The sequence below is a fragment of the Paenibacillus sp. MAEPY2 genome, from assembly GCF_000499205.1.
In the GTDB taxonomy this organism is placed as follows: domain Bacteria; phylum Bacillota; class Bacilli; order Paenibacillales; family Paenibacillaceae; genus Paenibacillus; species Paenibacillus vandeheii.
This window is the reverse complement of sequence record NZ_AWUK01000005.1, coordinates 1-24,026: the sequence shown is the minus strand read 5'-3', so window position 1 is coordinate 24,026 and position 24,026 is coordinate 1. Positions and strand designations below refer to the sequence as shown.

At 47.1% G+C, this 24,026-nt stretch carries 22 protein-coding genes and 1 other RNA gene; 21 read left to right on the top strand and 2 right to left on the bottom strand.

The window, feature by feature from the left end; translation table 11 throughout:
* Nucleotides 1-291: 291 nt before the first annotated feature.
* The 7 genes from speE (at nucleotide 292) to argS (ending at nucleotide 8,466) form a co-directional block, all read left to right on the top strand.
* Nucleotides 292-1,119, top strand: a complete 828-nt coding sequence (speE, locus tag P364_RS0103590; protein ID WP_024628792.1) for a polyamine aminopropyltransferase — start codon at nucleotides 292-294, stop codon at nucleotides 1,117-1,119.
* 15 nt (nucleotides 1,120-1,134) lie between these two features.
* The gene (gene speB / locus P364_RS0103585; RefSeq protein WP_024628791.1) at nucleotides 1,135-2,004 is read left to right on the top strand and encodes an agmatinase; all 870 of its coding nucleotides are present in this window, start codon (nucleotides 1,135-1,137) and stop codon (nucleotides 2,002-2,004) included.
* A 911-nt stretch (nucleotides 2,005-2,915) separates the two neighbouring features.
* Nucleotides 2,916-4,103: a WD40/YVTN/BNR-like repeat-containing protein gene (locus P364_RS0103575; protein ID WP_024628789.1), complete on the top strand. Its 1,188-nt coding sequence runs from the start codon at nucleotides 2,916-2,918 to the stop codon at nucleotides 4,101-4,103.
* A 216-nt stretch (nucleotides 4,104-4,319) separates the two neighbouring features.
* On the top strand, nucleotides 4,320-5,801 hold the full coding sequence (locus P364_RS0103570; RefSeq protein ID WP_024628788.1) for an alpha-N-arabinofuranosidase: 1,482 nt from the start codon (nucleotides 4,320-4,322) through the stop codon (nucleotides 5,799-5,801).
* Nucleotides 5,802-5,805: 4 nt separating this feature from the next.
* Nucleotides 5,806-6,099 carry a DUF6171 family protein gene (locus P364_RS36740; protein WP_081717903.1) on the top strand — a complete coding sequence of 98 codons (294 nt, stop codon included), beginning with the start codon at nucleotides 5,806-5,808 and terminating at the stop codon, nucleotides 6,097-6,099.
* Nucleotides 6,100-6,364: 265 nt separating this feature from the next.
* Complete coding sequence (locus P364_RS0103565) at nucleotides 6,365-6,790, top strand: DUF1934 domain-containing protein (RefSeq protein ID WP_024628787.1); 426 nt, start codon at nucleotides 6,365-6,367, stop codon at nucleotides 6,788-6,790.
* Nucleotides 6,787-8,466 carry an arginine--tRNA ligase gene (gene argS, locus P364_RS0103560; RefSeq protein WP_024628786.1) on the top strand — a complete coding sequence of 560 codons (1,680 nt, stop codon included), beginning with the start codon at nucleotides 6,787-6,789 and terminating at the stop codon, nucleotides 8,464-8,466. The genes P364_RS0103565 and argS overlap by 4 nt, the downstream gene beginning before the upstream one ends.
* A 133-nt stretch (nucleotides 8,467-8,599) precedes the next feature.
* Here the strand turns inward: argS and P364_RS0103550 are convergent, their stop codons facing one another.
* A complete protein-coding gene (locus P364_RS0103550) occupies nucleotides 8,600-9,757 on the bottom strand; it encodes a S8 family peptidase (protein ID WP_024628785.1) in 1,158 nt (385 codons plus the stop codon).
* A gap of 464 nt (nucleotides 9,758-10,221) precedes the next feature.
* On the opposite strand from P364_RS0103550, the gene rpoE reads away from it, so the two are divergent.
* From rpoE to P364_RS0103480, 14 genes are all read left to right on the top strand, one after another.
* Nucleotides 10,222-10,797 carry a DNA-directed RNA polymerase subunit delta gene (gene rpoE / locus P364_RS0103540; protein WP_024628783.1) on the top strand — a complete coding sequence of 192 codons (576 nt, stop codon included), beginning with the start codon at nucleotides 10,222-10,224 and terminating at the stop codon, nucleotides 10,795-10,797.
* 491 nt (nucleotides 10,798-11,288) lie between these two features.
* On the top strand, nucleotides 11,289-12,893 hold the full coding sequence (locus P364_RS0103535; protein WP_024628782.1) for a CTP synthase: 1,605 nt from the start codon (nucleotides 11,289-11,291) through the stop codon (nucleotides 12,891-12,893).
* Nucleotides 12,894-13,112: 219 nt separating this feature from the next.
* Nucleotides 13,113-13,499: a response regulator gene (locus tag P364_RS0103530; RefSeq protein ID WP_024628781.1), complete on the top strand. Its 387-nt coding sequence runs from the start codon at nucleotides 13,113-13,115 to the stop codon at nucleotides 13,497-13,499.
* Between the two features lie 260 nt (nucleotides 13,500-13,759).
* On the top strand, nucleotides 13,760-14,614 hold the full coding sequence (fba, locus tag P364_RS0103525) for a class II fructose-1,6-bisphosphate aldolase (protein ID WP_024628780.1): 855 nt from the start codon (nucleotides 13,760-13,762) through the stop codon (nucleotides 14,612-14,614).
* A gap of 149 nt (nucleotides 14,615-14,763) precedes the next feature.
* Nucleotides 14,764-16,017 carry a UDP-N-acetylglucosamine 1-carboxyvinyltransferase gene (locus tag P364_RS0103520; protein ID WP_024628779.1) on the top strand — a complete coding sequence of 418 codons (1,254 nt, stop codon included), beginning with the start codon at nucleotides 14,764-14,766 and terminating at the stop codon, nucleotides 16,015-16,017.
* Between the two features lie 469 nt (nucleotides 16,018-16,486).
* A complete protein-coding gene (rho, locus tag P364_RS0103515) occupies nucleotides 16,487-17,812 on the top strand; it encodes a transcription termination factor Rho (protein ID WP_024628777.1) in 1,326 nt (441 codons plus the stop codon).
* Between the two features lie 98 nt (nucleotides 17,813-17,910).
* Entirely contained in the window at nucleotides 17,911-19,185 is a 1,275-nt protein-coding gene (locus tag P364_RS0103510; RefSeq protein ID WP_024628776.1) for a radical SAM protein, read from the top strand.
* Between the two features lie 103 nt (nucleotides 19,186-19,288).
* Nucleotides 19,289-19,486, top strand: coding sequence for a 50S ribosomal protein L31 (rpmE, locus tag P364_RS0103505; protein ID WP_024628775.1), 198 nt, complete (start codon nucleotides 19,289-19,291; stop codon nucleotides 19,484-19,486).
* Nucleotides 19,487-19,634: 148 nt separating this feature from the next.
* An RNA gene (gene ffs / locus P364_RS36545) (signal recognition particle sRNA large type) lies at nucleotides 19,635-19,902 on the top strand.
* Between the two features lie 173 nt (nucleotides 19,903-20,075).
* Nucleotides 20,076-21,836 (top strand): DNA polymerase III subunit gamma/tau, encoded by a 1,761-nt coding sequence (dnaX, locus tag P364_RS0103500; RefSeq protein ID WP_024628774.1) that lies wholly within the window; start codon nucleotides 20,076-20,078, stop codon nucleotides 21,834-21,836.
* Nucleotides 21,837-21,884: 48 nt separating this feature from the next.
* Nucleotides 21,885-22,196, top strand: coding sequence for a YbaB/EbfC family nucleoid-associated protein (locus P364_RS0103495; protein ID WP_024628773.1), 312 nt, complete (start codon nucleotides 21,885-21,887; stop codon nucleotides 22,194-22,196).
* Nucleotides 22,197-22,230: 34 nt separating this feature from the next.
* Nucleotides 22,231-22,830 (top strand): recombination mediator RecR, encoded by a 600-nt coding sequence (gene recR / locus P364_RS0103490; protein ID WP_024628772.1) that lies wholly within the window; start codon nucleotides 22,231-22,233, stop codon nucleotides 22,828-22,830.
* Between the two features lie 294 nt (nucleotides 22,831-23,124).
* Nucleotides 23,125-23,403 carry a DUF2508 family protein gene (locus P364_RS0103485; RefSeq protein WP_029880699.1) on the top strand — a complete coding sequence of 93 codons (279 nt, stop codon included), beginning with the start codon at nucleotides 23,125-23,127 and terminating at the stop codon, nucleotides 23,401-23,403.
* Between the two features lie 36 nt (nucleotides 23,404-23,439).
* A complete protein-coding gene (locus P364_RS0103480; RefSeq protein WP_024628770.1) occupies nucleotides 23,440-23,709 on the top strand; it encodes a pro-sigmaK processing inhibitor BofA family protein in 270 nt (89 codons plus the stop codon).
* Between the two features lie 95 nt (nucleotides 23,710-23,804).
* Here the strand turns inward: P364_RS0103480 and P364_RS38055 are convergent.
* On the bottom strand, nucleotides 23,805-24,026 hold a 222-nt coding region (locus P364_RS38055), incomplete at its 5' end, for a hypothetical protein (protein WP_036694616.1).

Sequence of the window (24,026 nt, the reverse complement as noted above, 5' to 3'; positions counted from 1 at the left end):
TCAATCGCGTATAATGCAAAAGGGTAATGAAAGATAACAGTTCGGCACAACATACAACAGGCAAGGAAGATCGAACAGTACCATTGTCAGTGATTCTTTGATCACTCAGACGCTATGTACGCTCTGGTCAATTTAATCTATATAATGTAGTGAAACGCGGACCTTTCCCGCAGCCAGCAACCATAACGCTGTATGGCGCCGAACGCTGGACGTGCTTGGGCAAACTGGCAGCGCACCCGCGCTTTGTCAGGTATGGCTGATCATTAACTTTACGGAAAGAAGGTAGAGATTATGGAATTGTGGTTTACGGAGAAACAGACCCCCGCATTCGGAATCACCGCGAAGATTAAGCAGACCTATGTAAGCGAAAAGACGGATTTTCAAGATCTGGCTATGGTAGAGACCGAGGAATTCGGCAATATGTTGCTGCTTGACGGCATGGTGATGACGACGGTGAAAGACGAATTCGTTTATCATGAAATGGCGGCTCACCCTGCGCTAAACACACACCCGAATCCGAAAAAGGTGCTGGTTGTCGGTGGCGGTGACGGCGGAGTTATCCGTGAAGTTATTAAGCACGCTGCTGTAGAAAAAGCAGTTCTCGTCGAAATCGACGGGAAAGTGATTGAATATTCCAAAAAGTATTTGCCTGAAATCGCCGGTAAGTTGGACGAGCCCAACGTTGAAGTGCTGGTGAACGACGGCTACATGCATATTATAGAGCATAAAAATGAATACGATGTAATCATCGTTGACTCCACAGAGCCTGTAGGTCCGGCTGCTCCGCTGTTTGAGCGCGGTTTCTACCAGGGCATCTATGAAGCGCTAAAAGAAGATGGGATCTTCGTTGCTCAAACGGACAACCCATGGTTCAAAGCGGATCTAATTCAAAAGGTAAACAAGGACGTTAAAGAAATCTTCCCTATCGTACTTGTGTACGGTTGTAATATCCCTACGTACCCAAGTGGTCTGTGGACCTTTACAATGGGTAGCAAAAAACATAATCCGCTTGAGGTGGACGAGACGCAGATTCCAGAGATGGATACGAAATATTACTCTCCACGTCTGCACAAAGCGGCGTTTGTTCTTCCTAAATTCGTGGAAGACCTTACGAAATAAGGAGGAAAAAATCAGATGAAGTTGGATCAAGCTTATTCAGGCAACGTGTTTATTTGCAGTTCGGAGGACTATGAGAACTCCAAAGCGGTTATTTATGGTATGCCGATGGATTACACCGTCAGCTTCCGTCCAGGGTCCCGTTTTGGTCCTTCCCATATCCGTCAGGCGTCGGTTGGACTTGAAGAGTACAGTCCTTACCTGGATAAAAGCATTGTGGATATGACATACTTTGACGCTGGGGATCTGCTTTTGCCTTTCGGTAATGCAGGACGCAGTCTCGAAGTCATCGGAGAATATATCGGTGGCCTGCTGGCTGACGACAAATTCCCGATTGGTCTCGGCGGGGAACACCTCGTCACTTGGCCTGTCATTCAGCAAATGTACAAGAAATATCCCGACCTTATCTTGATTCATATTGATGCACATGCGGACCTTCGTGAAAACTATGAAGGCGAGCCATTGTCCCACTCGACACCAGTGCGTAAAGCAGCTGAACTGATGGGCGGCAAAAATATTTATCAGTTCGGAATTCGTTCCGGTTCCCGTGAGGAGTTCCAATTCGGACGGGAGAACATCAACTTCTATCCGTTTGAAGTGGCAGCTCCGATGAAGGAAGCTCTTCCGAAAATGGGTAACCGTCCGGTATACGTTACAATTGATATCGACGTGCTTGATCCGTCTGCGGCTCCGGGTACAGGAACAGCAGAAGCGGGCGGTATTACGTCCAAGGAACTGCTTGAAGCCATCCACATGATTGCAGGATCAGATGTAAATGTAGTGGGTTGTGATCTGGTGGAAGTGGCACCAATTTACGATCCTACGGAACAGACACAAATTGTGGCTGCGAAGATGATCCGTGAAATGCTGCTTGGATTTGTGAAGTAATAGTAAAATAACAGCGTCCTCTGTCTGCGTCGGGTTAAGCCTGCGTAGGAGAGGGCGTTTTTTTATGATCGTTTCTTAAACTTGATTGATTGAACCTCATTTCTGGATTGTGTTATACGGACTACAAAAGTAATCAGTAATATATTCATTGATATATTACATTCGTGAAGTATATGGTGATTGGGTTTGACCATATATAAAAAAGAGCCTTCACCGCGCCAACGGTAAAGACTCTTAGGACCCCGAAAGGCTGTGGACTGCCACGGCGTGCATGAATTAAATATTGCTATTCAAGCGAAACCCACCGTCAGGCTGTCAACCTTATGAGGTGGGTTTTCGCTTGCAATTCAAGTCCATAACATCAATTATGCCGTATGTTCCTATGCCTCTACCATTTGTTGTATATATAAATACACCCGTGTGTCATGTGGAAAAGGCTTATTCGGGATGACTCTATCTTAATATTTATGTATAATATGGAAATAGAGGAAAGGGGTTATGTTATGCATGCAATCCGGGCTCAATTGAGTATGTATCCCAAATGGTTTATAGCGGTACTTATGATATTTACCATCAATCTGATATTAACAATGACTTTGTTTCTCAATTTAACGTTAATGCTGGCTAATCTGGCCATGTTATATGTTGCCTTTAGCATCAAGACACTTAAATACAATAAATTGCATTTTGTCCTGTGCCTTATTTTAAGTATCACTTTTGTGATTATTGCTTTTAGGACATATCCCATTTAAATTGGCTCGTAGTAGAGATTAATGATGAACCACTCATGCCCATGAGATAAAAAATGTGGGCATGAGTGTTTTTTTTATTGCAATAATGTCACGCGGGATAAACAAATTGTTACGTTAAATCCTGCAAAATGGGGTAAAACCATAGAAGGAGGTGTCACAATGACAACAATGAGCAGAATGACATGGAAACGGATCGGCGCACTCGCATTATCGGTAACGCTGGCTTGGGGACTTGGTCCGGTACATACACTACCAGGCGCTAACGCTGCATCCTCCCCAACGTGTGGAAGTGGAGATCATGGATTAACAGCTACGTTGAAAAAGGGCAGTGGTGTGGAAGACCAACGACTGCAATTTACGGATATCGATTTTTTAAACAATACAACCGGACGGGCTGCTGGCGAGGGATTCCTGATCGGTACCTCGAATGCAGGCTGTACGTGGCAGTCCATTTATACCGGTCAATGGCAGTTCACACAACTTGATTTTCCGAATAATGTGAATGGATTTGCATTGGCTCAGGTGAAGAATTCTCCTACGACGTATCTCATCCGCTCAACAGATGGTGGATCACACTGGACACGGATGGATATTGGTGGCTTACAATTTAAGCGAATTGATTTTCGCACTAAAAATGAAGGCTTTGGGTACACCTATAATGGGGCTTATATGACGAAGGACGGCGGTGCAACATGGAGCCCCATCTCTACACTAGCCAATACACGCGGAGCTGTGTTCACGACAGAGAAGCAAGGTTATGCGATTGTAGTCGCTCCTGGCTCGGGGTACCGAATCATGCAGACCAGTAATGGAGGCAAGAACTGGACGCAATCGCTGAAGGTAACCTCAACAACGTGGAGCGGTGGAGATATATACGCGAGCGGTAACCAGGTATGGGCCCTTCTATATGGCGATGCAGGCATGTCCCAGCAGTCGTATTCTCTCTACGCGAGCGGGAATGAAGGCAAGAACTGGAGACAGGTCTTCGCCCAATCTACAGCAGGTGGTGGTCCCGCTCCAGGTGCAAGCAGCACAGGGAACGGAAAAGGTCCCGCAGAACCAGGGGGTCACCCAGGGAACATGGCGTTGATCGGTAATCAGACGGCCTATCTCTCAGGAGGATCACCTGCAGCAGGCAAAGTAGGGATTGGACGTTCTTATGATGCAGGTTCCACGTGGAAAAATATTGACCTGAAGGATCCAGGTTATAGCTCCCGCATTTCGTTTCCTTCTGCCAAAACAGGTTGGCTCGTCGTAACAAGCGACAATTCTCCTGCGATTTATGAGACGACAGATGGCGGAACAACATGGAAGCAAAAAATATTGTTGCCCGCTGAAAACGAGTAATTGGCGTCAGGCCATGGAATAATTTCAAGGCAATTTCAATCTAAAAGTGTATAAATCTTAACTTATTTGGCCTGATGAGGCCGACATGAACAAACAAGCCTTTTCCGGATTTAAACTGCCGGAAAGGGCTTGTTTGTTCTTAAATAAAAACGGTTGAATCCTGTTCACAAACACGTTATTGTAAGCGATAACAACACTTTTGGGGAGGTTGAAATTATGGTTGATGTTATTTTAAAGACGGATTCGGAACAAGGATTAATAAATCGCAATATATATGGTCACTTCTCAGAGCACCTGGGAAGATGTATTTATGAAGGGCTGTGGGTAGGGGAAGATTCACCTATTTCGAATACAGAAGGTATACGGAATGACGTGCTGAAGGCACTGCAAAAACTTCATATTCCCGTACTTCGTTGGCCTGGTGGTTGTTTTGCCGATGAATATCATTGGAAAGATGGCGTAGGTCCAAAAAGTGAGCGCGCCCGCATGATCAACACACACTGGGGCGGGGTAGAAGAGAACAATCATTTTGGTACGCATGAGTTTCTGAGATTGTGTGAACTGCTCGGTACAGAGCCGTATATCAGTGGCAATCTGGGAAGTGGTACGGTGCAGGAGATGCAGGAATGGGTAGAGTACATCACGTTTGATGGGGAATCTCCAATGGCGAACTGGCGGAAGAGCAACGGTCGTGAAGAGCCATGGAAGCTGAAATATTTTGGTGTCGGGAACGAGAACTGGGGTTGTGGCGGTAATATGCGTCCTGAATACTACGCAGATGAGTACCGTCGTTACGCGACATATGTACGTAATTATTCCGGAAATGAAATTTATAAAATCGCTTGTGGCCCCAACGACCACAACTACGACTGGATGGAAGTATTAATGCGGGAGGCCGGTCGTTTTATGGATGGAATCAGCCTGCATTATTACACGATTCCAACAGGTGAGTGGGCGGATAAAGGCGAGGCTACAGGATTTGGAGAAGCCGAATGGTTCACAACGTTGAAAAAGACGCTATATATGGAAGAGTTACTTGTGAAGCACTCCGAGATTATGGATAAATACGACCCTGAGGGCAGAGTCGGTATTATCGTGGATGAGTGGGGAACGTGGTATAACGTTGAACCAGGTACGAATCCGGGATTTCTGTACCAGCAAAATACGATGCGCGATGCCGTACTTGCCGGAATTAACCTGAATATTTTTAACGCACACAATAAAAGAGTGCACATGGCCAATCTGGCACAGATCGTTAATGTTCTCCAATCACTGGTTCTGACTGAAGGAGATAAGATGCTGCTTACGCCTACATATCATGTGTTCGATATGTATCAGGTGCATATGGACGCACAGCGATTGGAGCTGAACTATGAGAGTCCTGGATATACATTCGGGGACCAGACCATCCCTCAACTAAGTTTGTCGGCTTCTCGCAGCTATGATGGAATTATTCATGTGACAGCGTGTAACCTTAGTCATACGGATGAGCTTGAAGCGGTCTGTCACATCGAATCAGCGGATGCTGCTTCTGTATCGGGACAGATTCTACATCATGCAGATTATGGTGCGTTCAACACATTTGAACAGCCCGATCGGGTTCAGCCTGTGGAATGGAAGGGTATTACACTCGAAAATAACAAACTGCGTTTTGTGCTGCCTCCGGCCTCTGTTGGAGTAGTCGCTGTAAAGGGCTGATCAAATGGATGCATCTGTGACAGGTGGACATATCGGAAAGCAGCAACCTTGCAAGGGATGTAATGATCAATATGATGTAAAGATCAGTGAAGCCAAGATGGCGCGTCTCGTGGCGTTGGCTTCACGCTCACGTCCGGCAGTCGAGGATAGTGAATATGAGCGGCGTATGAGCATTTGCTCCCATTGTCCAGCTTTACAGTACGGCACGACCTGTCGCTATTGTGGCTGTCTCGTACAGGTGCGCGCCAAGCTGGTAGAGTCGACCTGTCCATTTCCATATGAGCCGCGATGGACCTGATCCGGAACGTATTTCCTTATTAATGAAGCAAGGCAGAGCTGCACTTTACAGGTGTGGCTCTGCTTTTTTTGGCGCTGATGGGCAAAAACTCTGAATTTGGATTTGAATTGAGCGGGTGAACTGGATATAGTTATACAGTAGAGTGTAGGATAGCGAGCTATCCGGGAATATGAGCGCGTATAGCGGCACAACAATACAGGAAGGGCTGTTCTCACCGGCCGTGCCTGATTTTGCGTCGCCTCGAATATAATGGAGGTTAACATTCATGTCGAACATGCGACCGGTTCAGATCCGGCTGCACAGCCGTTATGAAGGTGAAGATGTACTGCAGGAAATGCAGGGTGAAGCCGTGTTGAAAGGATCTGTGCTCTATGTACGGTATGAAGAACCACAGACCGGACCCGAGGGCGGTATTACCCGAACAACATTGAAGCTTGGCGGACAATCCATCAAGATTATACGTCATGGCGAGGTGGAATCGGAGCAAACGTTTGAACTAGACCGCAAGCTCCCTGGTTTTTACCGCTCGCCGTATATGTCGTTTGCCTTGTCCACGCATACACAGGAGCTGGAACTTTCCATTCAGGGATTGAGCGCACGCGCAGCGTGGAGCTACGACTTTTACCGCTTTGACGAAGAATCCGGACATTTCGCGATTAGTTTGCATATACAGGAGGAACCAATTTCATGACACGTAATCCATTAGATACAATTAACGAACGGGTAAGTACAGCCATCGGCAATGCCATTGTGACTGCCGGCATTGTTGCGCAGGAGGACCTGCCGACCATTACCCTTGAAGTACCACGCGAGAAAACACACGGCGATTTGGCGACCAATGCCGCTATGCAACTGACCAAGATTGCCAAGCGTAATCCACGCCAGATTGCAGAAGAGATTATTGCCAATCTCAATCTGACTGAAGCTGGAATCGAGAAGGCGGAAATTGCCGGACCAGGATTCATTAACTTCAAATTGGACAAGAGCTATCTCTATCCTGTGCTGGGGCTTGTACATGAGCAGGGTGAGAATTATGGAAGAATCAATGTGGGTGAAGGGCGCAAGGTCGAGATGGAGTTTGTCAGTGCGAACCCGACAGGTAGCCTGCATCTGGGCCATGCGCGTGGAGCGGCTGTGGGTGATGCGCTTTGTAACATCCTCGACTATGCCGGGTATGATGTAACACGTGAATACTACATTAATGATGCCGGTAACCAGGTGTTTAACCTGTCGCGCTCCATTGAAGCTAGATATTTGCAAGAACTGGGCCAAGATGCAGAGATGCCGGAAGACGGTTATCACGGTGAGGATATCAAAGGATTTGCCAAGGAGCTGGTAGCCGAGAAGGGCGATTCTTTGCTGTCCATGCATCCGGGTGACCGTGCTGCCTATTTCCGTGACTTCGGTTTGGAGAAAGAGCTGGACAAGATCAAACGTGACTTGAATCGCTTCCGTGTCAATTTCGACATCTGGTTCAGCGAAACTTCACTGTATGATAACGGAGAAGTGCTGCGTGTGCTTGACGAATTGCGTGATCGTAATGAAATCTATGAGCAAGACGGAGCAACTTGGTTGAAAACCATGCAGTATGGTGACGACAAAGAGCGTGTTTTGATTAAAAATGACGGTACGTACACGTACCTTACGCCAGACATTGCTTATCACCGTGATAAATATGCGCGTGGATATGACACCATGATTAACATCTGGGGAGCGGACCACCACGGCTATATTCCACGGATGAAAGCGGCCATGCAAGCACTCGGCAACGACCCGGAGAAATTGGTCGTGTTGATTGCACAGATGGTGAGCTTGTTCCAGAACGGCGAGAAAGTGAAGATGTCCAAGCGTACAGGCAAGGCAGTAACGATGGAAGATCTAATGGACGAAGTAGGCATCGATGCCATTCGTTACTTCTTCACCATGCGCAGCATGGATTCTCATCTGGACTTCGACATGGACCTCGCCATTTCGACGTCTAATGAAAATCCGGTATTCTATGTACAATACGCTCATGCTCGGGTATGCAGCGTGTACCGTCAGGCAGAAGAACAAGGCATTGAGCTGTTGCCACTGGCACAGATCGACCTTTCGAAGCTGACAACGGAGCATGAATATGACCTTCTTCGCAAAATGGGTGAGTTGCCTGAAGAAATTGCGACTGCTGCTACGGGATATGCGCCTCATCGTATTGTTCGTTATGTATATGAACTGGCATCCCTGTTCCACAGTTACTACCGTGCAGAGCGCGTCATTACTGAAGACGCGGGACAAACGCAGGCGCGTCTGGCGTTGATCGGTGCTGTACGCACCGTCATCGCAACAGCGCTTCGTCTGGTGGGCGTATCCGCACCGGACAAAATGTAATCCTAGCCTTGGCGGTGCTCAGCCGCCCTATGGCTTTGGCAAAAAGTCTCCATGCACCACGCCTGCAATGCAGCGTGGACATGGAGACTTTTTGCTGTGCCCGCGGCCATGGTTACACGGCCCGAGGCACTCATTACCCTCCGCCCTCCTGCATTAGCTTGAGGGCATCAATCTCGCCACCGCGTATTTTGCTCTTCGCGGTGGAGGTCTTGCGTGCGCGCAGCGGAACGGTCGAGCGCTTCACAAGCGTTTTGATCTCGGCTGGCGACAGGCCGGGATGCTTTGCAAGCAGGAGCGCTATGGCGCCACTGACGTGCGACGTCGCCATGGAGGTGCCGCTCATCTCATGGTGCTTGCCTTGCACCCAGGAGGAGACAATTTTGTCCCCTGGCGCATATACATCGACGAATGCGCCTCGGTTACTGAACGAGGCAATCCGCCGGTTTTTGTCGGTTGCACCGACCGATATCGTTTGCTGATAACGTGCCGGATAATCAATGCTGCGGCGTTTGCCGTCATTTCCTGACGAAGCGACAATGACAATCCCGGCCTGATACGCACGGTTCACGACATCAAGCAATGCTTTGCTGCGCGTTTTCATGCCAAAGCTCATATTGATGATATCGACCCGATTGCGCACACACCAGTCGATCCCAAGTACGATGTCTGACACAAAGGCTGAGCCATTATGGTCGAACGCCTTCACCGGATAGATCAGCGAGCGGGGAGCTACACCGATCATGCCTGCCGTACTATTAGCTGCGGCAATGGTTCCGGCAATATGGGTGCCATGACCGTTATCATCATGAGGAAGCAGGCTGCGGTTTAACAGATTGATTCCGCGTGCCAGCGAATAGCGAAGATCAGGGTGCTGATAATCGGCACCTGTGTCAATTACACCGATTTTTATCCGGTGCCCTGTGGAAACGGACCATACTTTGGGAGCGCGAATCTGCTTTACGCCCCAAGGTACGCCCTGAACGCTGCTCGGTTTACTGTGTAGCGCGGTGGCGGCATGCAATGAAATGGACGCGTCTTCTTCTACCGTAATGTCATCACTGTAGCGATATAGTTCTTCCGGGTCATGCACCGGGGCGATAATGGAGCGGGCCAGCCGGGAGGAGCGGACCACACTAAGATCAGTAAATTCATTCCTCATCCGCGATAGTTCCACGAGGCAGGCTTCATATTGCTTCGGTTTGGCGAACCGAATTAGGTATCGCCGCCCCTGTTCTGGTTCGGGACGTTGCATTCCTTCAACCAATTGATGTAGAAAACCAGTATAGTCCATAATGGGCAGCCCCCTTCGGGATGAACATGCTGAGGTATTCTATGAATGCGTTGATCCCGCCGCATGGGGAACCTGCCCTTTTTTTACAAAAACGCATTCTCTTCGTGTCAAAACGGGCGCAGGGACATATGATGAATGGAGGGCTAGAGGGCTCTTGCGGGGACCCTGGTGAGGAGCGATCCTTCAAGGGTATACAGTCAGAAGGCGGAGGGGGACTCCGTCTTTTTTATATGATGATGCCATTTTTGACCTAAAGATGATGTGCCCGCCAGTTAGTCGTCTCTTACAGTCTGTATATTGCTCGTTTAAAAGTCGCTTCTTGGAATTATGAGACATCCATACATAAAAACTTGCTTTTTAACGCTAAATAGGTTTTACTTAGGTTTGTTAATGGATATGTTATACGTAACGTTCCAGTTCGTAGGGATATAAAGTGAATTATGTGTGAGAGGAAGTGTCTGTCAGTGAGTACCTCGCTCAATTTGAAAATTGATAAAGAAAAGGTCAGAGAGATTCCTTTGGTGGACCTCGCCTTTATGGTGCTGAAAGCGGCCAATACGCCGTATTACTACCGTGATTTGATGAATGAGGTAGCTAAACAGCGCGGAATGACTGATGAAGAAATCAACGAGTTTATCGCCCAGCTATATACCGAGATTAATATCGATGGCCGTTTTGCTTGCGTCGGTACGAGTCTGTGGGGCTTGAAGCGCTGGTATCCGGTAGCTGGATCGGAAGATACCATGACGGGTGCGAAGCGTCCGCGCATTATCAACGATGAAGACGATGATCTGGAAGATGAGGACTTCGGCGAAGAGGAAGACAGCTACAACAGCGACGAAGACTTCGATAATTCTGATGATGATCAGGACGAAGATGATGATGACGATGATGATGACGAAGACGACATCTTTGACGAAGAAGATAGCGATGAAGAAGTTCTGGTTGAAGATGACGATTTGGAAGAGGAAGACCTCGAGGAAGACGAAGAAGAAGAGTCTGAAAACGAGGCTGAATTTGACGACGATTCCGATAAGTAACCGTCATTTTAGACATCGATAGTTTACCCATTTTCCCCGCATAGTCAACCTTGACAGCAGACGGGGTAACGGGTAAACTATTGCATGGGCTTATGAATGAGCGACAAAATATTTATGTTTTTTATAAAAAGTGCCCCGTCCTGCGGGAGTACTTTTTTTGTATTTTTAGAGGCAGAATTTTGCAAAATGATTTGAATTCCGCATGCTCCCGGCCAACAATCCGTGGTCTGTTTTTGTATATCCAAAACACCAAATTCACTGATCCAATGATCTCTTTTTTGGGACAGATCTGGGTAATGGCTTCCGGAAGGTTTGCACCATTCTACGCTGTAGAACAACGTTGTTTACAAACGGTCTTCGCATGAAAGAGCAGTTCGCAGATGCAGGGAATTTCTGCCATTGCTCTTTTTAACGATGATTACCTGGGAAACGGGTTACGATAATACCATATATCGCCTGAATTCCGTACTTATATTAGGAGGGTAATAACAGTGACAAAGTATATTTTCGTGACGGGCGGAGTTGTGTCCTCCCTGGGCAAAGGGATAACGGCTGCCTCGCTGGGCAGATTGCTGAAAAACCGAGGGTTGAAGGTAACCATTCAAAAATTTGATCCATACATCAATATCGACCCGGGAACAATGAGTCCTTATCAGCATGGTGAGGTGTTTGTAACGGATGATGGCGCGGAAACGGATCTTGACCTTGGCCACTACGAACGTTTTATTGACATCAACCTCTCCAAAAACAGCAACGTCACGACTGGTAAAGTATACTCCTCCGTCATCAGCAAAGAGCGGCGCGGGGAATATCTGGGCGGAACGGTACAAGTCATTCCACACATCACGAACGAGATCAAAGAGCGTGTATTCCGCGCAGGACGTGAAGCGGGTTCGGATGTCGTTATTACGGAGATTGGCGGTACGGTGGGTGACATCGAGAGCTTGCCTTTCCTGGAAGCTATTCGTCAAATCAAGAGTGATGTAGGTCGTGACAACGTCATGTACATCCATGTAACACTTATCCCTTACATCAAGGCTGCTGGTGAAGTGAAAACCAAACCAACTCAGCACAGTGTGAAGGAATTGCGCAGCATCGGAATTCAGCCAAACGTTATTGTTTGCCGTACAGAGTATGAGCTTTCCAAAGACATGAAAGCCAAGATCGCTCTCTTCTGTGACATTGATGAAAACGCCGTGGTGGAATGCCGTGATGCAGACACATTGTACCAAGTGCCTTTGAATCTGCGTGAAGAAGGTTTGGACGAGATTGTGGTAAACCACCTGAAGCTGACTACTCCTGCGCCGGATATGAGCGAGTGGGAAGGGCTGGTTGACCGGATCAACAAGCTGGAGCATACAGTGGAGATTGCCATTGTAGGTAAATATGTAGCTTTGCATGATGCTTATTTAAGTGTTGTTGAATCCTTGTCTCATGCAGGATTTGCATCCAATGCTGATGTGAAGATCCGCTGGATTCACTCCGAAGATATCACGGATGAGAATGTAGGCGATCTGCTGCATGGTGTAGGCGGAATCCTGGTACCTGGTGGATTTGGTGATCGGGGTATCGAAGGTAAGGTATCTGCAATTCGCTATGCCCGTGAGAAACAAATTCCGTTCTTCGGTATTTGCCTGGGTATGCAGGTGTCTGTTATTGAATATGCACGTTCCATCGTTGGTTTGACTGGAGCGAACAGCTCTGAGATTAATCCAGCTACGGAGTTCCCGGTAATCGACCTGCTGCCTGAACAAAAAGATATCGAAAACCTGGGTGGAACAATGCGTCTGGGTCTGTATCCTTGTAAGCTTCAGGAAGGTTCCCTGGCAATGGCTTGTTATGATGATGAGTTGGTCTATGAGAGACACCGTCACCGGTACGAGTTCAACAATGAATACCGTGAAGCGATTGAAAAAGCCGGTTTGGTTATTTCGGGTACATCCCCGGATGGACGTCTGGTTGAGATCGTGGAGCTTCCGGGTCACCCATGGTTCCTGTCAGTACAATTCCACCCGGAATTCACTTCCCGTCCGAACCGTCCACAGCCGTTGTTCCGTGAGTTTGTAAAAGCTTCTCTGGAGAGCGTTGGAAAATAAGCACTGATTATTAAGCTATAAATAAAGGGATGTTCTTGGCAACCGATAAGGATGCCGGAACATCCTTTTTTAATATGTCGAGATAAGAGAAAATGGTTTTTGGCATTTTGGGATGTAAGCAGGATTTCAATGGGGGAGGTAGAATACTTATCATGACGACTATGGGATTGTTATCCAGATTCAGACGTACATGCTTTCCTAATTCTAGGAGGTTAATCAGTGGAAAATAAAAAAGTGTTAATTGTCGACGACCAGAATGGTATTCGAATCCTGTTAATGGAAGTGTTCAGCAGCGAAGGATATAATACGTTCCAAGCGCCTAATGGGAAGATCGCCCTGGAGATAGTAAATAATGACAAACCTGATCTTGTACTGCTTGATATGAAGATTCCTGGCATGGATGGCCTGGAAATTCTGAAACATATTAAGGAAATTGATCCGGATATCAAAGTCATCATGATGACGGCTTATGGTGAACTGGACATGATCAAGGAAGCTACGGATCTCGGAGCGCTCATGCACTTTACGAAACCGTTTGATATCGATGAAATGCGAGTGGCAGTCAATATGCAGCTTCGAAATGATACTGCGAATAAGTGCAGCTGAATCCTGTGGATACAGGATTTTTTTGCGTGTGAAGCTTTGAGAGTCTGTGGGTAGGCATGAAGGGTATTTCAGTCTGGCATCCGGGGAATATTGGAAATGGATACGCCATCATGCTGTGTCTATGAAAACTGTGCTGCAAAGCACAGCATTTTTGCAAATGCTTGTTTAGTATTTGACATGGGATGTGGTATAATAAGCCCGTATGTGATTTCGGCTAAAAACCATAGACACAACCCAACACCCCTAGGAGGATTGAAACCATGCCATTAGTATCTATGACAGACATGTTGAACAAAGCACTCGAAGGAAAATATGCAGTTGGTCAATACAACATCAATAACCTTGAGTGGACTCAAGCGATTCTTGCTGCTGCTGAAGAAGAGAAATCCCCAGTAATCCTGGGCGTATCCGAAGGCGCAGCTCGTCACATGAGCGGTTTCTACACAGTAGTTAAAATGGTAGAAGGACTCATTCACGACATGAAAATCACCGTTCCAGTTGCTATTCACTTGGACCACGGTTCCAGCTTTGATAAGTGTAAAGAAGCGATCGATGCTGGATTTACATCCGTAATGATCGACGGTTCCCACCACTCCATCGATGAAAACATCGAAATGACTAAAAAAGTTGTTGAATATGCACACGCTAAAGGCGTTTCTGTAGAAGCCGAAGTAGGTACTGTTGGTGGACAAGAAGACGACGTTATCGGTGGTATCATGTACGCTGACCTGAACGAGTGTGTACGTATCGTTAAAGAAACAGGTATCGACACATTGGCTCCAGCTCTTGGTTCCGTACACGGTCCTTACCATGGCGAGCCTAACTTGGGCTTCAAAGAAATGGAAGAAGTTCGCGATGCAGTTAACGTTCCACTGGTACTGCATGGTGGTACAGGTATCCCTAAACATGATATCGACAAAGCGATTTCCCTGGGTACTTCCAAAATCAATGTGAACACTGAGAACCAAATTTCGTTCTCCAAAGTGGTTCGCGAAGTGCTTGCAGCTAAACCAGATGCTTACGATCCACGTACGTTCATCGTACCAGGCCGTGATGCAATCAAAGAAACCGTTAAAGGTAAAATTCGCGAGTTTGGTTCTAACAACAAAGCGTAATTTGTCTTTACCAGTTCCATACTGTGTAAGTGGAAAGAACACCGCCTAGCCGGTGTCTTTCCATTTTCACGCCTTATTTCTACATCGAAAGCCAACAGCACGTATTGCCGTTAACCGGCTGCAAAACACGTAGGGGGACATTAAGCTTTATGGAAAAATTAATGATTAGTGGCGGACGTCCGTTACAGGGAACTGTAACTATAAGCGGCGCCAAGAACAGCGCCATCGCGCTTATTCCTGCAGCATTGCTTGCCGAGTCAGAAGTCGTGCTGGACAACCTGCCGCTTTTGAGTGACGTGGCGGTTTATGCAGAAATTTTGGAGGAACTCGGAGCTCGTGTACACTGGGAAGGCAGTCAGATGAAGATCGATCCTTCCGATATCAAATCCATTCCCATGCCGAATGGTCCCGTAAAGAAGCTTCGTGCTTCGTATTATATGATGGGAGCACTGCTTGGGCGTTTTAAAGAAGCAACCATTGGTTTACCAGGAGGCTGCAACTTCGAGCCTCGTCCGATTGATCAGCATATCAAAGGGTTTGAAGCGCTTGGCGCAACCGTAACGAATGAACATGGCTCCATTCATTTGCATGCCAAAGAGCTGCGCGGAGCAAAGATTTATCTGGATGTAAGCAGTGTAGGTGCAACCATTAACATCATGCTGGCGGCTACTCGTGCCAAAGGCTCTACAATTATCGAAAACGCGGCTAAAGAGCCTGAGATTATAGATGTAGCAACACTTTTGAATTCAATGGGTGCCAGCATCAAGGGTGCCGGTACCGAAACGATCCGTATTGAAGGTGTGTCGGAGCTTAAGGGTTGCCGTCATTCCATCATACCGGACCGGATACAAGCGGGCACGTATATGATCGCTGCGGCTGCGACGCGTGGCGACGTTCTGATTGACAATGTGATTCCCAAACATCTGGAGGCTTTAACGGCAAAGTTGTTGGAAATGGGCGTTGGCATTGAAGAACTTGATGAAAGTATTCGTGTCATTGGCAAGCCGAGATACAATCATGTAGACGTTAAGGCACTTGTTTATCCCGGTTTTCCGACGGATTTGCAGTCCCCGATGACCAGTGTTTTGACACAGGCAACGGGTGTGAGTGTCCTGAGCGACTTTGTATATAGCAACCGATTTAAGCACGTTCCTGAGTTGGTACGCATGGGCGCAAAGATCCGTGTCGAAGGGCGCTCAGCTATTATTGAAGGCAGTGCTTTGAATGCGGCCAAGGTAAAAGCATCTGATCTTCGCGCTGGTGCAGCGCTGGTGATCGCAGGTCTCACCGTCAGTGAAGGTGTGACCGAAGTGACTGGCGTTGAATTTATCGATCGTGGGTACGATCATCTAGTAACCAACCTGCGTCTGCTAGGTGCAGATGTGTGGCGAGAAACAGATTAATTCTGTAAGGAATGGCGAGTTTTACGGCATTAAAGTGATTATTTTTACAGAACTGCATATCCTTACAGTAATTGGGCAAACCTGTTTTAATAGAGTTCTCAGTCTCTCCGGGATAAGACGAAATGTTCCTGTTTCCTTTACCGGAGGGTCTTTTTTTGAGTCAGACTTCATATGGCTGTAAGAACATCATTTCCTTTTCCCCAAACCCCGGTTTTGTTTGAACTGCGCTCCATAGCCGGTCTGCCCGGATCGAACGCCTCATGTATTCGTGTTCACTCACTAGCGGATCTTGCCGAAAGCTGGCCATCCCGCCCGGAAACTTACACTCAAAGACAAGTATTTGCATTATAACGGTTACATTCCGTACAATGGACAGAAGAGAATTGCAGAACGATGCTGCTCTTATAGCCGGAACATCAAGCGAAACTATCCATTTCACGGACTTATTAATTGAATAGGTGGTTATTATATGGATCTACAAATTTCCGATTTGGAAGAAATGAAACTAACGGACCTCTACAAACTGGCCAAAAAATATCAAATTCCCTACTATGGCACATTGAAAAAGAAAGAATTGATCTTCGCTATATTACGTGCACAGGCTGAACAGAGCGGATTAATGTTTATGCAAGGTGTGCTCGAAATTTTACCTGAAGGCTACGGATTCCTTCGTCCAATCAATTACCTGCCAAGTACGGAAGACATCTACATCTCAGCCTCACAGATTCGCAAGTTTGACCTAAGAACAGGTGACCTCGTCTCAGGTAAGTGTAGAACACCTAAAGAAAACGAGCGATACTTCGGTTTGCTGCAAGTTAACGCTGTAAATGGTGAGAATCCATCGGCTGCTGCGGAACGACTTCACTTCCCGGCATTAACCCCATTGTACCCGCAGAAGAAACTGGTTCTCGAAACATCCCCCAACCATTTGTCCACACGCATTATGGATGTGCTCGCCCCGGTAGGACTGGGACAGCGCGGATTGATCGTAGCACCTCCCAAAGCGGGTAAAACACTTCTCCTCAAAGAAATCGCCAACAGCATCTCAACCAACAACCCAGAAATTGAACTATTTGTCCTGTTGATTGATGAACGTCCGGAAGAAGTTACGGATATGTCGCGTTCGGTTAAAGGGGAAGTAGTGGCTTCTACGTTTGATGAGCTGCCTGAGAACCATATCAAGGTTGCGGAATTGGTGCTTGAACGTGCGCTGCGTCTGGTTGAAGCGAAAAAAGATGTCGTTATCTTGCTGGATAGCATTACGCGTCTTGCTCGTGCATACAACCTGGTTATCCCACCGTCCGGACGGACACTTAGTGGAGGTATTGACCCCGCAGCATTCCATCGCCCGAAACGTTTCTTCGGTTCTGCACGGAATGTGGAAGAGGGTGGAAGCCTGACGATTCTGGCTACAGCGTTGATTGATACGGGATCGCGTATGGACGATATTATTTATGAAGAATTTAAAGGTACGGGTAATATGGAGCTTCATCTGGATCGCAAGCTGGCAGAGCGCCGTATTTTCCCGGCAATCGATATTCGTCGTTCCGGTACACGTCGCGAAGAAGTGTTGCTGAGCAAGGAAGAGCTTGATACAATCTGGGCGATCCGTAAAAACATGAACGATTCCCACGACTTTGTCGAAGGCTTCCTGAAAAAACTGCGTAATAGCAAAACGAATGCTGAGTTCTTGGCGGCATTTGATACAGCTGGCAACAGTCCGACAAGTAACTCCGGACAGACTACGACTCGGCGCTCGCCAAGACAGACTGCGGCTTCCGGTACAACTACCTAGAATTACGTCGTTGATTTAACTCCAATTTGCAGCGCTGCTGCTGGAACAACAATATAATCGTCGTTTGGCTTTAACCTATTAGATGTGAGGAGAACATCATGTATTTAGTATACGCAGATGAAAAAGGTAATGTATTTGATCATCCTTCCCTGTACGGGCTTGCCCGCAGTGGAGATATGATCGTCGAAATTATGGAGGATGAGCTGATTCCTTTGCCGGAAGGTGCGACGCTGGTTGGACTGCCGAGTACACGTCCGATTGGTATGGACCCGGATACTGGCGAGATGCTGCCAATGCCTAGCGACACACAGGCGGTTGGGGCTTTGCTACCGCAAGGATTCACTCGATTGTGTCTGCCGGGGTATGTAAAGACGGATAAGGAGTACAAACTGCCGTTGTTCGGTTACTCGGCTGTTGTATGGAAAGATGGTGAGTTTTACGTCACTGCCCGGATGTCAGATCACCCAGATCAATGGAATCCGCTGAACTGTGATCGGGATGACGTACGTGCGGGTGTTAAACGTTTAACGAAGCAATATCCTGAAAACCGCCTCTATACCCATCTGTCCAATTGTGCGCTCGGGTATGAATGTCTGACTTCGTCCAATACCTTCCTGAATCGTTGGGAAGGCGGCGTTCCGGTATCTTATTCCTGTAACGCAGGTTGTTTCGGATGTATTTCTGAACAACCGGATGATAGTGGTTTCGTTTCCCCGCAGACCCGGATGAATTTCCGTCCGCGTGTGGACGAAATCGTTGAAGTCATGCTTGAGCACTTAAAGACACCGGAATCGATTATCAGCTTTGGTCAGGGTTGTGAAGGGGAGCCTTCCACACAGGCCAAATTGATTATTGAAGCCATTCGTGAAGTGCGCTCCATAACCGACATGGGATATATCAACATTAACACCAATGCCGGTTTGAATGATCACATGAGAGGTATTGTTGATGCCGGGCTTGATCTAATGCGTGTAAGTACGATCAGTGCATTGGATGACCACTATAATGCTTATTACAAACCTCGCGGATATACACTGGCCAATGTGGAAAAATCGATGAAATACGCTGCTTCCCAGGGTGTATATACGTCGATCAACTATTTGATCTTCCCGGGAGTAACGGATCGTGAGGAAGAGATTGAAGCGATGATTGAGTTTGCTCGCAGAACCGATTTGCGTCTTATTCAAATGCGTAACCTCAATATTGACCCGGAGAGCTATCTGGAATTAATTCCTCCAGCTCAAGGTGATATTTTGGGTATGAAGCAAATGATTGAGATCTTTGAGGAAGAGCTGCCTGAAGTCGTTATCGGCTCCTATACGCACGTTCCGCCAGCTGGAATGGCACGTCCAAAACGCCTGATCACTTCTTGACAATAATGGATTGCAACCGGCATTAGGCCGTGTTATAATCTTCGATGTTGTGCCATTTACTCTGGGTCCGCTTGAGGCTCAGGGCGGAAAGAGGTGAAAGGTAATGAAAGCAGCAATTCATCCTAAATACACGATTGGTCAAGTATCTTGCGCTTGCGGGAATACTTTTGAAACAGGTTCGGTTAAAGACGGACTTCGTGTAGAGATTTGCTCCGCGTGCCACCCGTTCTTCACCGGTAAACAGAAGTTTATCGATGCTGGCGGCCGTGTTGATCGTTTCAAGAAAAAATACGGAATCTAATTCAGCAATTCCTCGGGGATTGTCTGACTATTACATCCAAATCACCTCTGCCGCTCCGGCAGGGGTTTTTATATTTTTTTATGTAATTGTAGTGCTTCCTATTCCCTCCGGTTGCAATTTAGACAACCTTAAGTTATACTATTTCTTACCGTGCTAGATGGGGAGGTAGCGGTGCCCTGTAACTCGCAATCCGCTACAGCGAGGTTGAATTCCTGCTAGAGGTTTTGTCGATGTGAGGTTTGGTCCCTTAACGTGGTGTTGACGGTTGGGTCCTCCGCAATGAGTACTCATGAACCTGGTCAGGTCCGGAAGGAAGCAGCCATAAGTGAGATCACTCTTGTGCCGGAGGGTTGCCTAGCCCGAGCTGTTGTTAAGGGGTGCCGCTTGGATCGCAAATATCGATAGCAGGTGCACGGCTTACCATTTAAATGTAGAGACCTTTGCAGTTGTATGTATGCAGAGGTCTTTTTGATATGTCTAAAAAAACCAAGCATGATGAGTCAGATAAAGTTTGGATTCACCCCGGAATATAGTATAATGGGGGAACGACAAAGGACTCGAATGCGAAGTGGAAGGAAGGTAACGCATCATGGAGCATATCGCGTTATACCGGGCTTGGCGTCCCCAGTCGTTTCAAGATATGGTGGGACAACAGCATATTATTCAGACCTTGCAGAACGCGATTCGTGAACAGCGGACTTCCCATGCCTACTTGTTTAGCGGGCCCAGAGGAACAGGGAAGACAAGTGCGGCCAAGATTTTGGCCAAAGCTGTAAACTGCGAACGCGGGCCTGCGCCTGAGCCTTGTAACGAGTGTGAAGCTTGCCGCAGGATTACGACTGGTGCTGTAATGGATGTGCAGGAAATTGATGCCGCATCCAACCGTGGCGTTGAAGAAATCCGCGATCTTCGGGAAAAGGTGAAATACGCCCCGACTGAAGTCCGGCAGAAAGTGTATATTATTGACGAAGTGCACATGCTGACGACAGAGGCATTCAATGCGCTGCTCAAAACATTGGAAGAGCCTCCGCCGCATGTGATGTTTATTTTGGCAACAACAGAACCCCATCGTCTTCCGGCGACAATTATTTCTCGCTGTCAGCGATTTGATTTTCGCCGGGTATCCCTGGAAGAACAGACAGCACGACTTACGCTGATTTGCGAACAGGAAGGCATGGAAGCAGATCAGGACGCACTCCAGTATATCGCCCGCCTGTCTGACGGAGGGATGAGGGATGCGCTCAGTGTCTTGGATCAGATCTCTTCCTTTACAGATGGAAGAGTGACCTATCAGCAGGTTATGGATATGACCGGGGGCATTCCTTCTGAACAGTTTGCGAAGCTGGCTGCTTCTCTCCTTAAGGGTGATGTAGGTCATATCTTGCAAATGATCGAAGGGTTCATGCATGAAGGCAAGAGTGCGGACAAGTGCATGGAGAATTTACTTTATTATTTCCGTGATTTGCTTATGATTAAGATGGTGCCGGATGCAGATAAGCTGACGGATCGGGTGCTTGATCCCGAGTCTTTCCGTGATATGGCGGAATCATTCACCAAGGAACAGCTGTTTCAGATGATTGATACCCTTAACCGGTACCAGAGCGAAATGAAATATGCAGTACAGCCGCAGACACTGTTTGAAGTAGCTCTCCTTAAACTGTGCAGCATTCCTGCACAAGGGGCGACATCGGGTCAGGTATCGGGTTCGGTTGGTGCGGCTCCTGCCGTATCCTCGCCAGCGGATGGTGGGGAGATCAACCGATTGAAGCAACAGCTTGCTGAACTGGAGAAAAAGCTGGATCGTGCGCTTAAGGGTGGTTTGTCTGGGGGAGAGGCTGCATCAAATGCTCCTTCACGTCCGGCAACAAGAGCTCCGGTCTCGAGAGGCAATTCGCCGGCGAAGCTGCCTGCACAGCTCGATCAGTATGTTGCGCGTAAGGGATCTCCTGAGTTTGTGGAGGTCAGCAAGAAGTGGGGGCAGATCCTGCAGCGCGTAAAAGAAGAGAAAGTAACCGTTCACGCCTGGTTTATGGATGGTGAGCCGGTATCCCTGCTGGAAGACAATGTTCTGGTCGCATTTAAGAACAACATCCACCGTGAAACTACGGAGAAGCAGGCTAATCGCGAAGTGATCGAACGGGTGCTGTCTGAACAGCTTGGACGTTCAGCGCGTCTTGTGACGATGATGCTCAAAGATTGGACCGGTGCGATGGAAGGAGCTGCTGAAACGCCAAAGGAGGACTTTAAGCTTGAACCTGAGCATGAAGACGGCGGTTCAGGCAACAAGCAGCCTTGGATTGACGAAGCCATCCAGCTCTTTGGTGAGGACCTTGTAGTGATCAAAGAATAGATATACATGCGCCTGGCGCGATAACTATACCAAAGGAGATGAATAATCATGAACAACATGAACCAAATGATGAAACAAGTGAAGAAAATGCAGGAGCAAATGCTGAAGGCACAGGAGGAGCTGGCGGACAAAACAGTCCAAGGTACTTCTGGTGGCGGTGTTGTAACTGCTGAAGTTAACGGACATAAAAAATTGCTGGCAATCACAATCAAGCCAGAAGCGGTTGATCCAGAAGATGTTGAGATGCTGCAGGATCTGGTTATGACAGCAGTTAATGACGCAATGACCAAAGCTGATGAAATTGCGAACCAGGATATGGGTAAATTCACAGGTGGCATGAAAATTCCGGGATTATTTTAATTTAAATTGATCCTATCAAAGGAGACGCAATCGATTGTATTATCCCGAACCGATAGCGAAGCTGATTGATGCCTTCACCCGCCTGCCGGGTGTTGGCCCCAAGACGGCCGCGCGACTAGCTTTTCATGTGCTTAACATGAAGGAAGATGACGTTATTGATTTTGCCAAAGCACTCGTCAGTGTGAAGCGGAATCTTCATTACTGTTCGGTGTGCTGTAATATTACGGATACTGATCCTTGTCGGATCTGTCAGGATAAATCTAGGGATGTCTCGGTAATCTGTGTAGTCCAGGATTCCAAAGATTTGGTGGCTATGGAGCGTACCAAGGAATTTGACGGATACTATCATGTGCTGCAGGGTGCGATCTCTCCTATGGAGGGGATAGGTCCAGATGATATCCGTCTGAAGGAGCTTTTGACTCGGTTAAGTGATGAACGGGTTAAAGAACTGATTCTGGCTACAAATGCGAATATCGAAGGTGAGGCCACGGCAATGTATATTTCCCGTCTGGTCCGTCCGTTTGAGATATCGGTGACTCGGATTGCCCATGGATTGCCTGTTGGGGGCGACCTGGAGTATGCGGATGAAGTGACTCTTTCCAAAGCGCTGGAAGGGCGTAGGGAAATGAGATAGTTGTGCGTGTTGCTTGATGAGAGTGCACATATAATGATTTAATTTCCTAAACAAAAGAATAGATGAGTTTGGATTACTTTGGAGAGCCCTTCAGGCTCTCTTTTTTTGTTCTAATAATTGTTTTAACGTTGGTAAAATGTGAAGACTCTCAATTCTATGATGTATAAATATTGAGCCGAAGAATTGCGTTGACATCAAATTAACGATTGATTAAATTATTTAGCTCAGTTCTAAGTTTGTCCTTTCCCTGATATGTATGAGAATATGCTGTGCTGATCAGGAGGGGGAGGGCTTATGTTGATATGGCGAAATGTAGGGAGATCGGTGGAGAAACGTGAAAGATTGCTAAAGGAAATGGAAGAAGACCAGATCTATTCAGATATTCAGAAAGCCAAGGCGGAGTGGGAACGGGCGGTCAGACAGTTTGAAGAGGCACAAGGGGAGGATGAGATAGATTATGCGATCTATGTATTGGAAGCTGCCGAGCGTAAATATCAGATTCATTTGAAGCGGGCTAAGCGTTTTTTAGGGGTTAATAGGGCGTCTATAGGTGATCGAGGGATGGGAATGTAAGTGATGGTGTAATATCCAAACTTGGGGGTGCTGAGCATGAAAAGCGTTATATTAGGTAGTGTGCTTGTTGTATCGTTACTGGGGTTGGTCATCATCTTGTTTAGAAAACGGATTGGGCTATCCTTCTTTACATCATTCGGGATACATCTGGTATTGGCTGCGGTGGGGATATATATCGTTAATTATTCAGGCTGGATCACCGGGACTTACATTCCACTGAACCCTGCCACAATAGGTACTGTAAGCATTCTAGGATTGCCGGGAGTTGGATTGTTGTTGGGTTTAAAAATTTCTTTGTTTGGGTAGTTGACTCCCAAGATAATTATATGGTACATTATATCTCGTTGCTTTGCTTGATTGGTTAATTGCTTTTGACGAAATGACTGAGTTCGCTAAGAACTTTAAAAAATAATTTCAAAAAAAGCTTGACTGAAACAAACGAAGTATGGTATATTATAAAAGTCGCCGCTGAGAGAAAATGGTGACGAAAAAGCAAGAAAATTATCGAGTTTGATCTTTGAAAACTGAACAACGAGTGAGTAAACATTCTGCTTGCAGAATGAACGCGAAAGTATGAAGCGAGCCTTGGCTTGAATCGACTGGAGCACAAATGAGATTTTTAA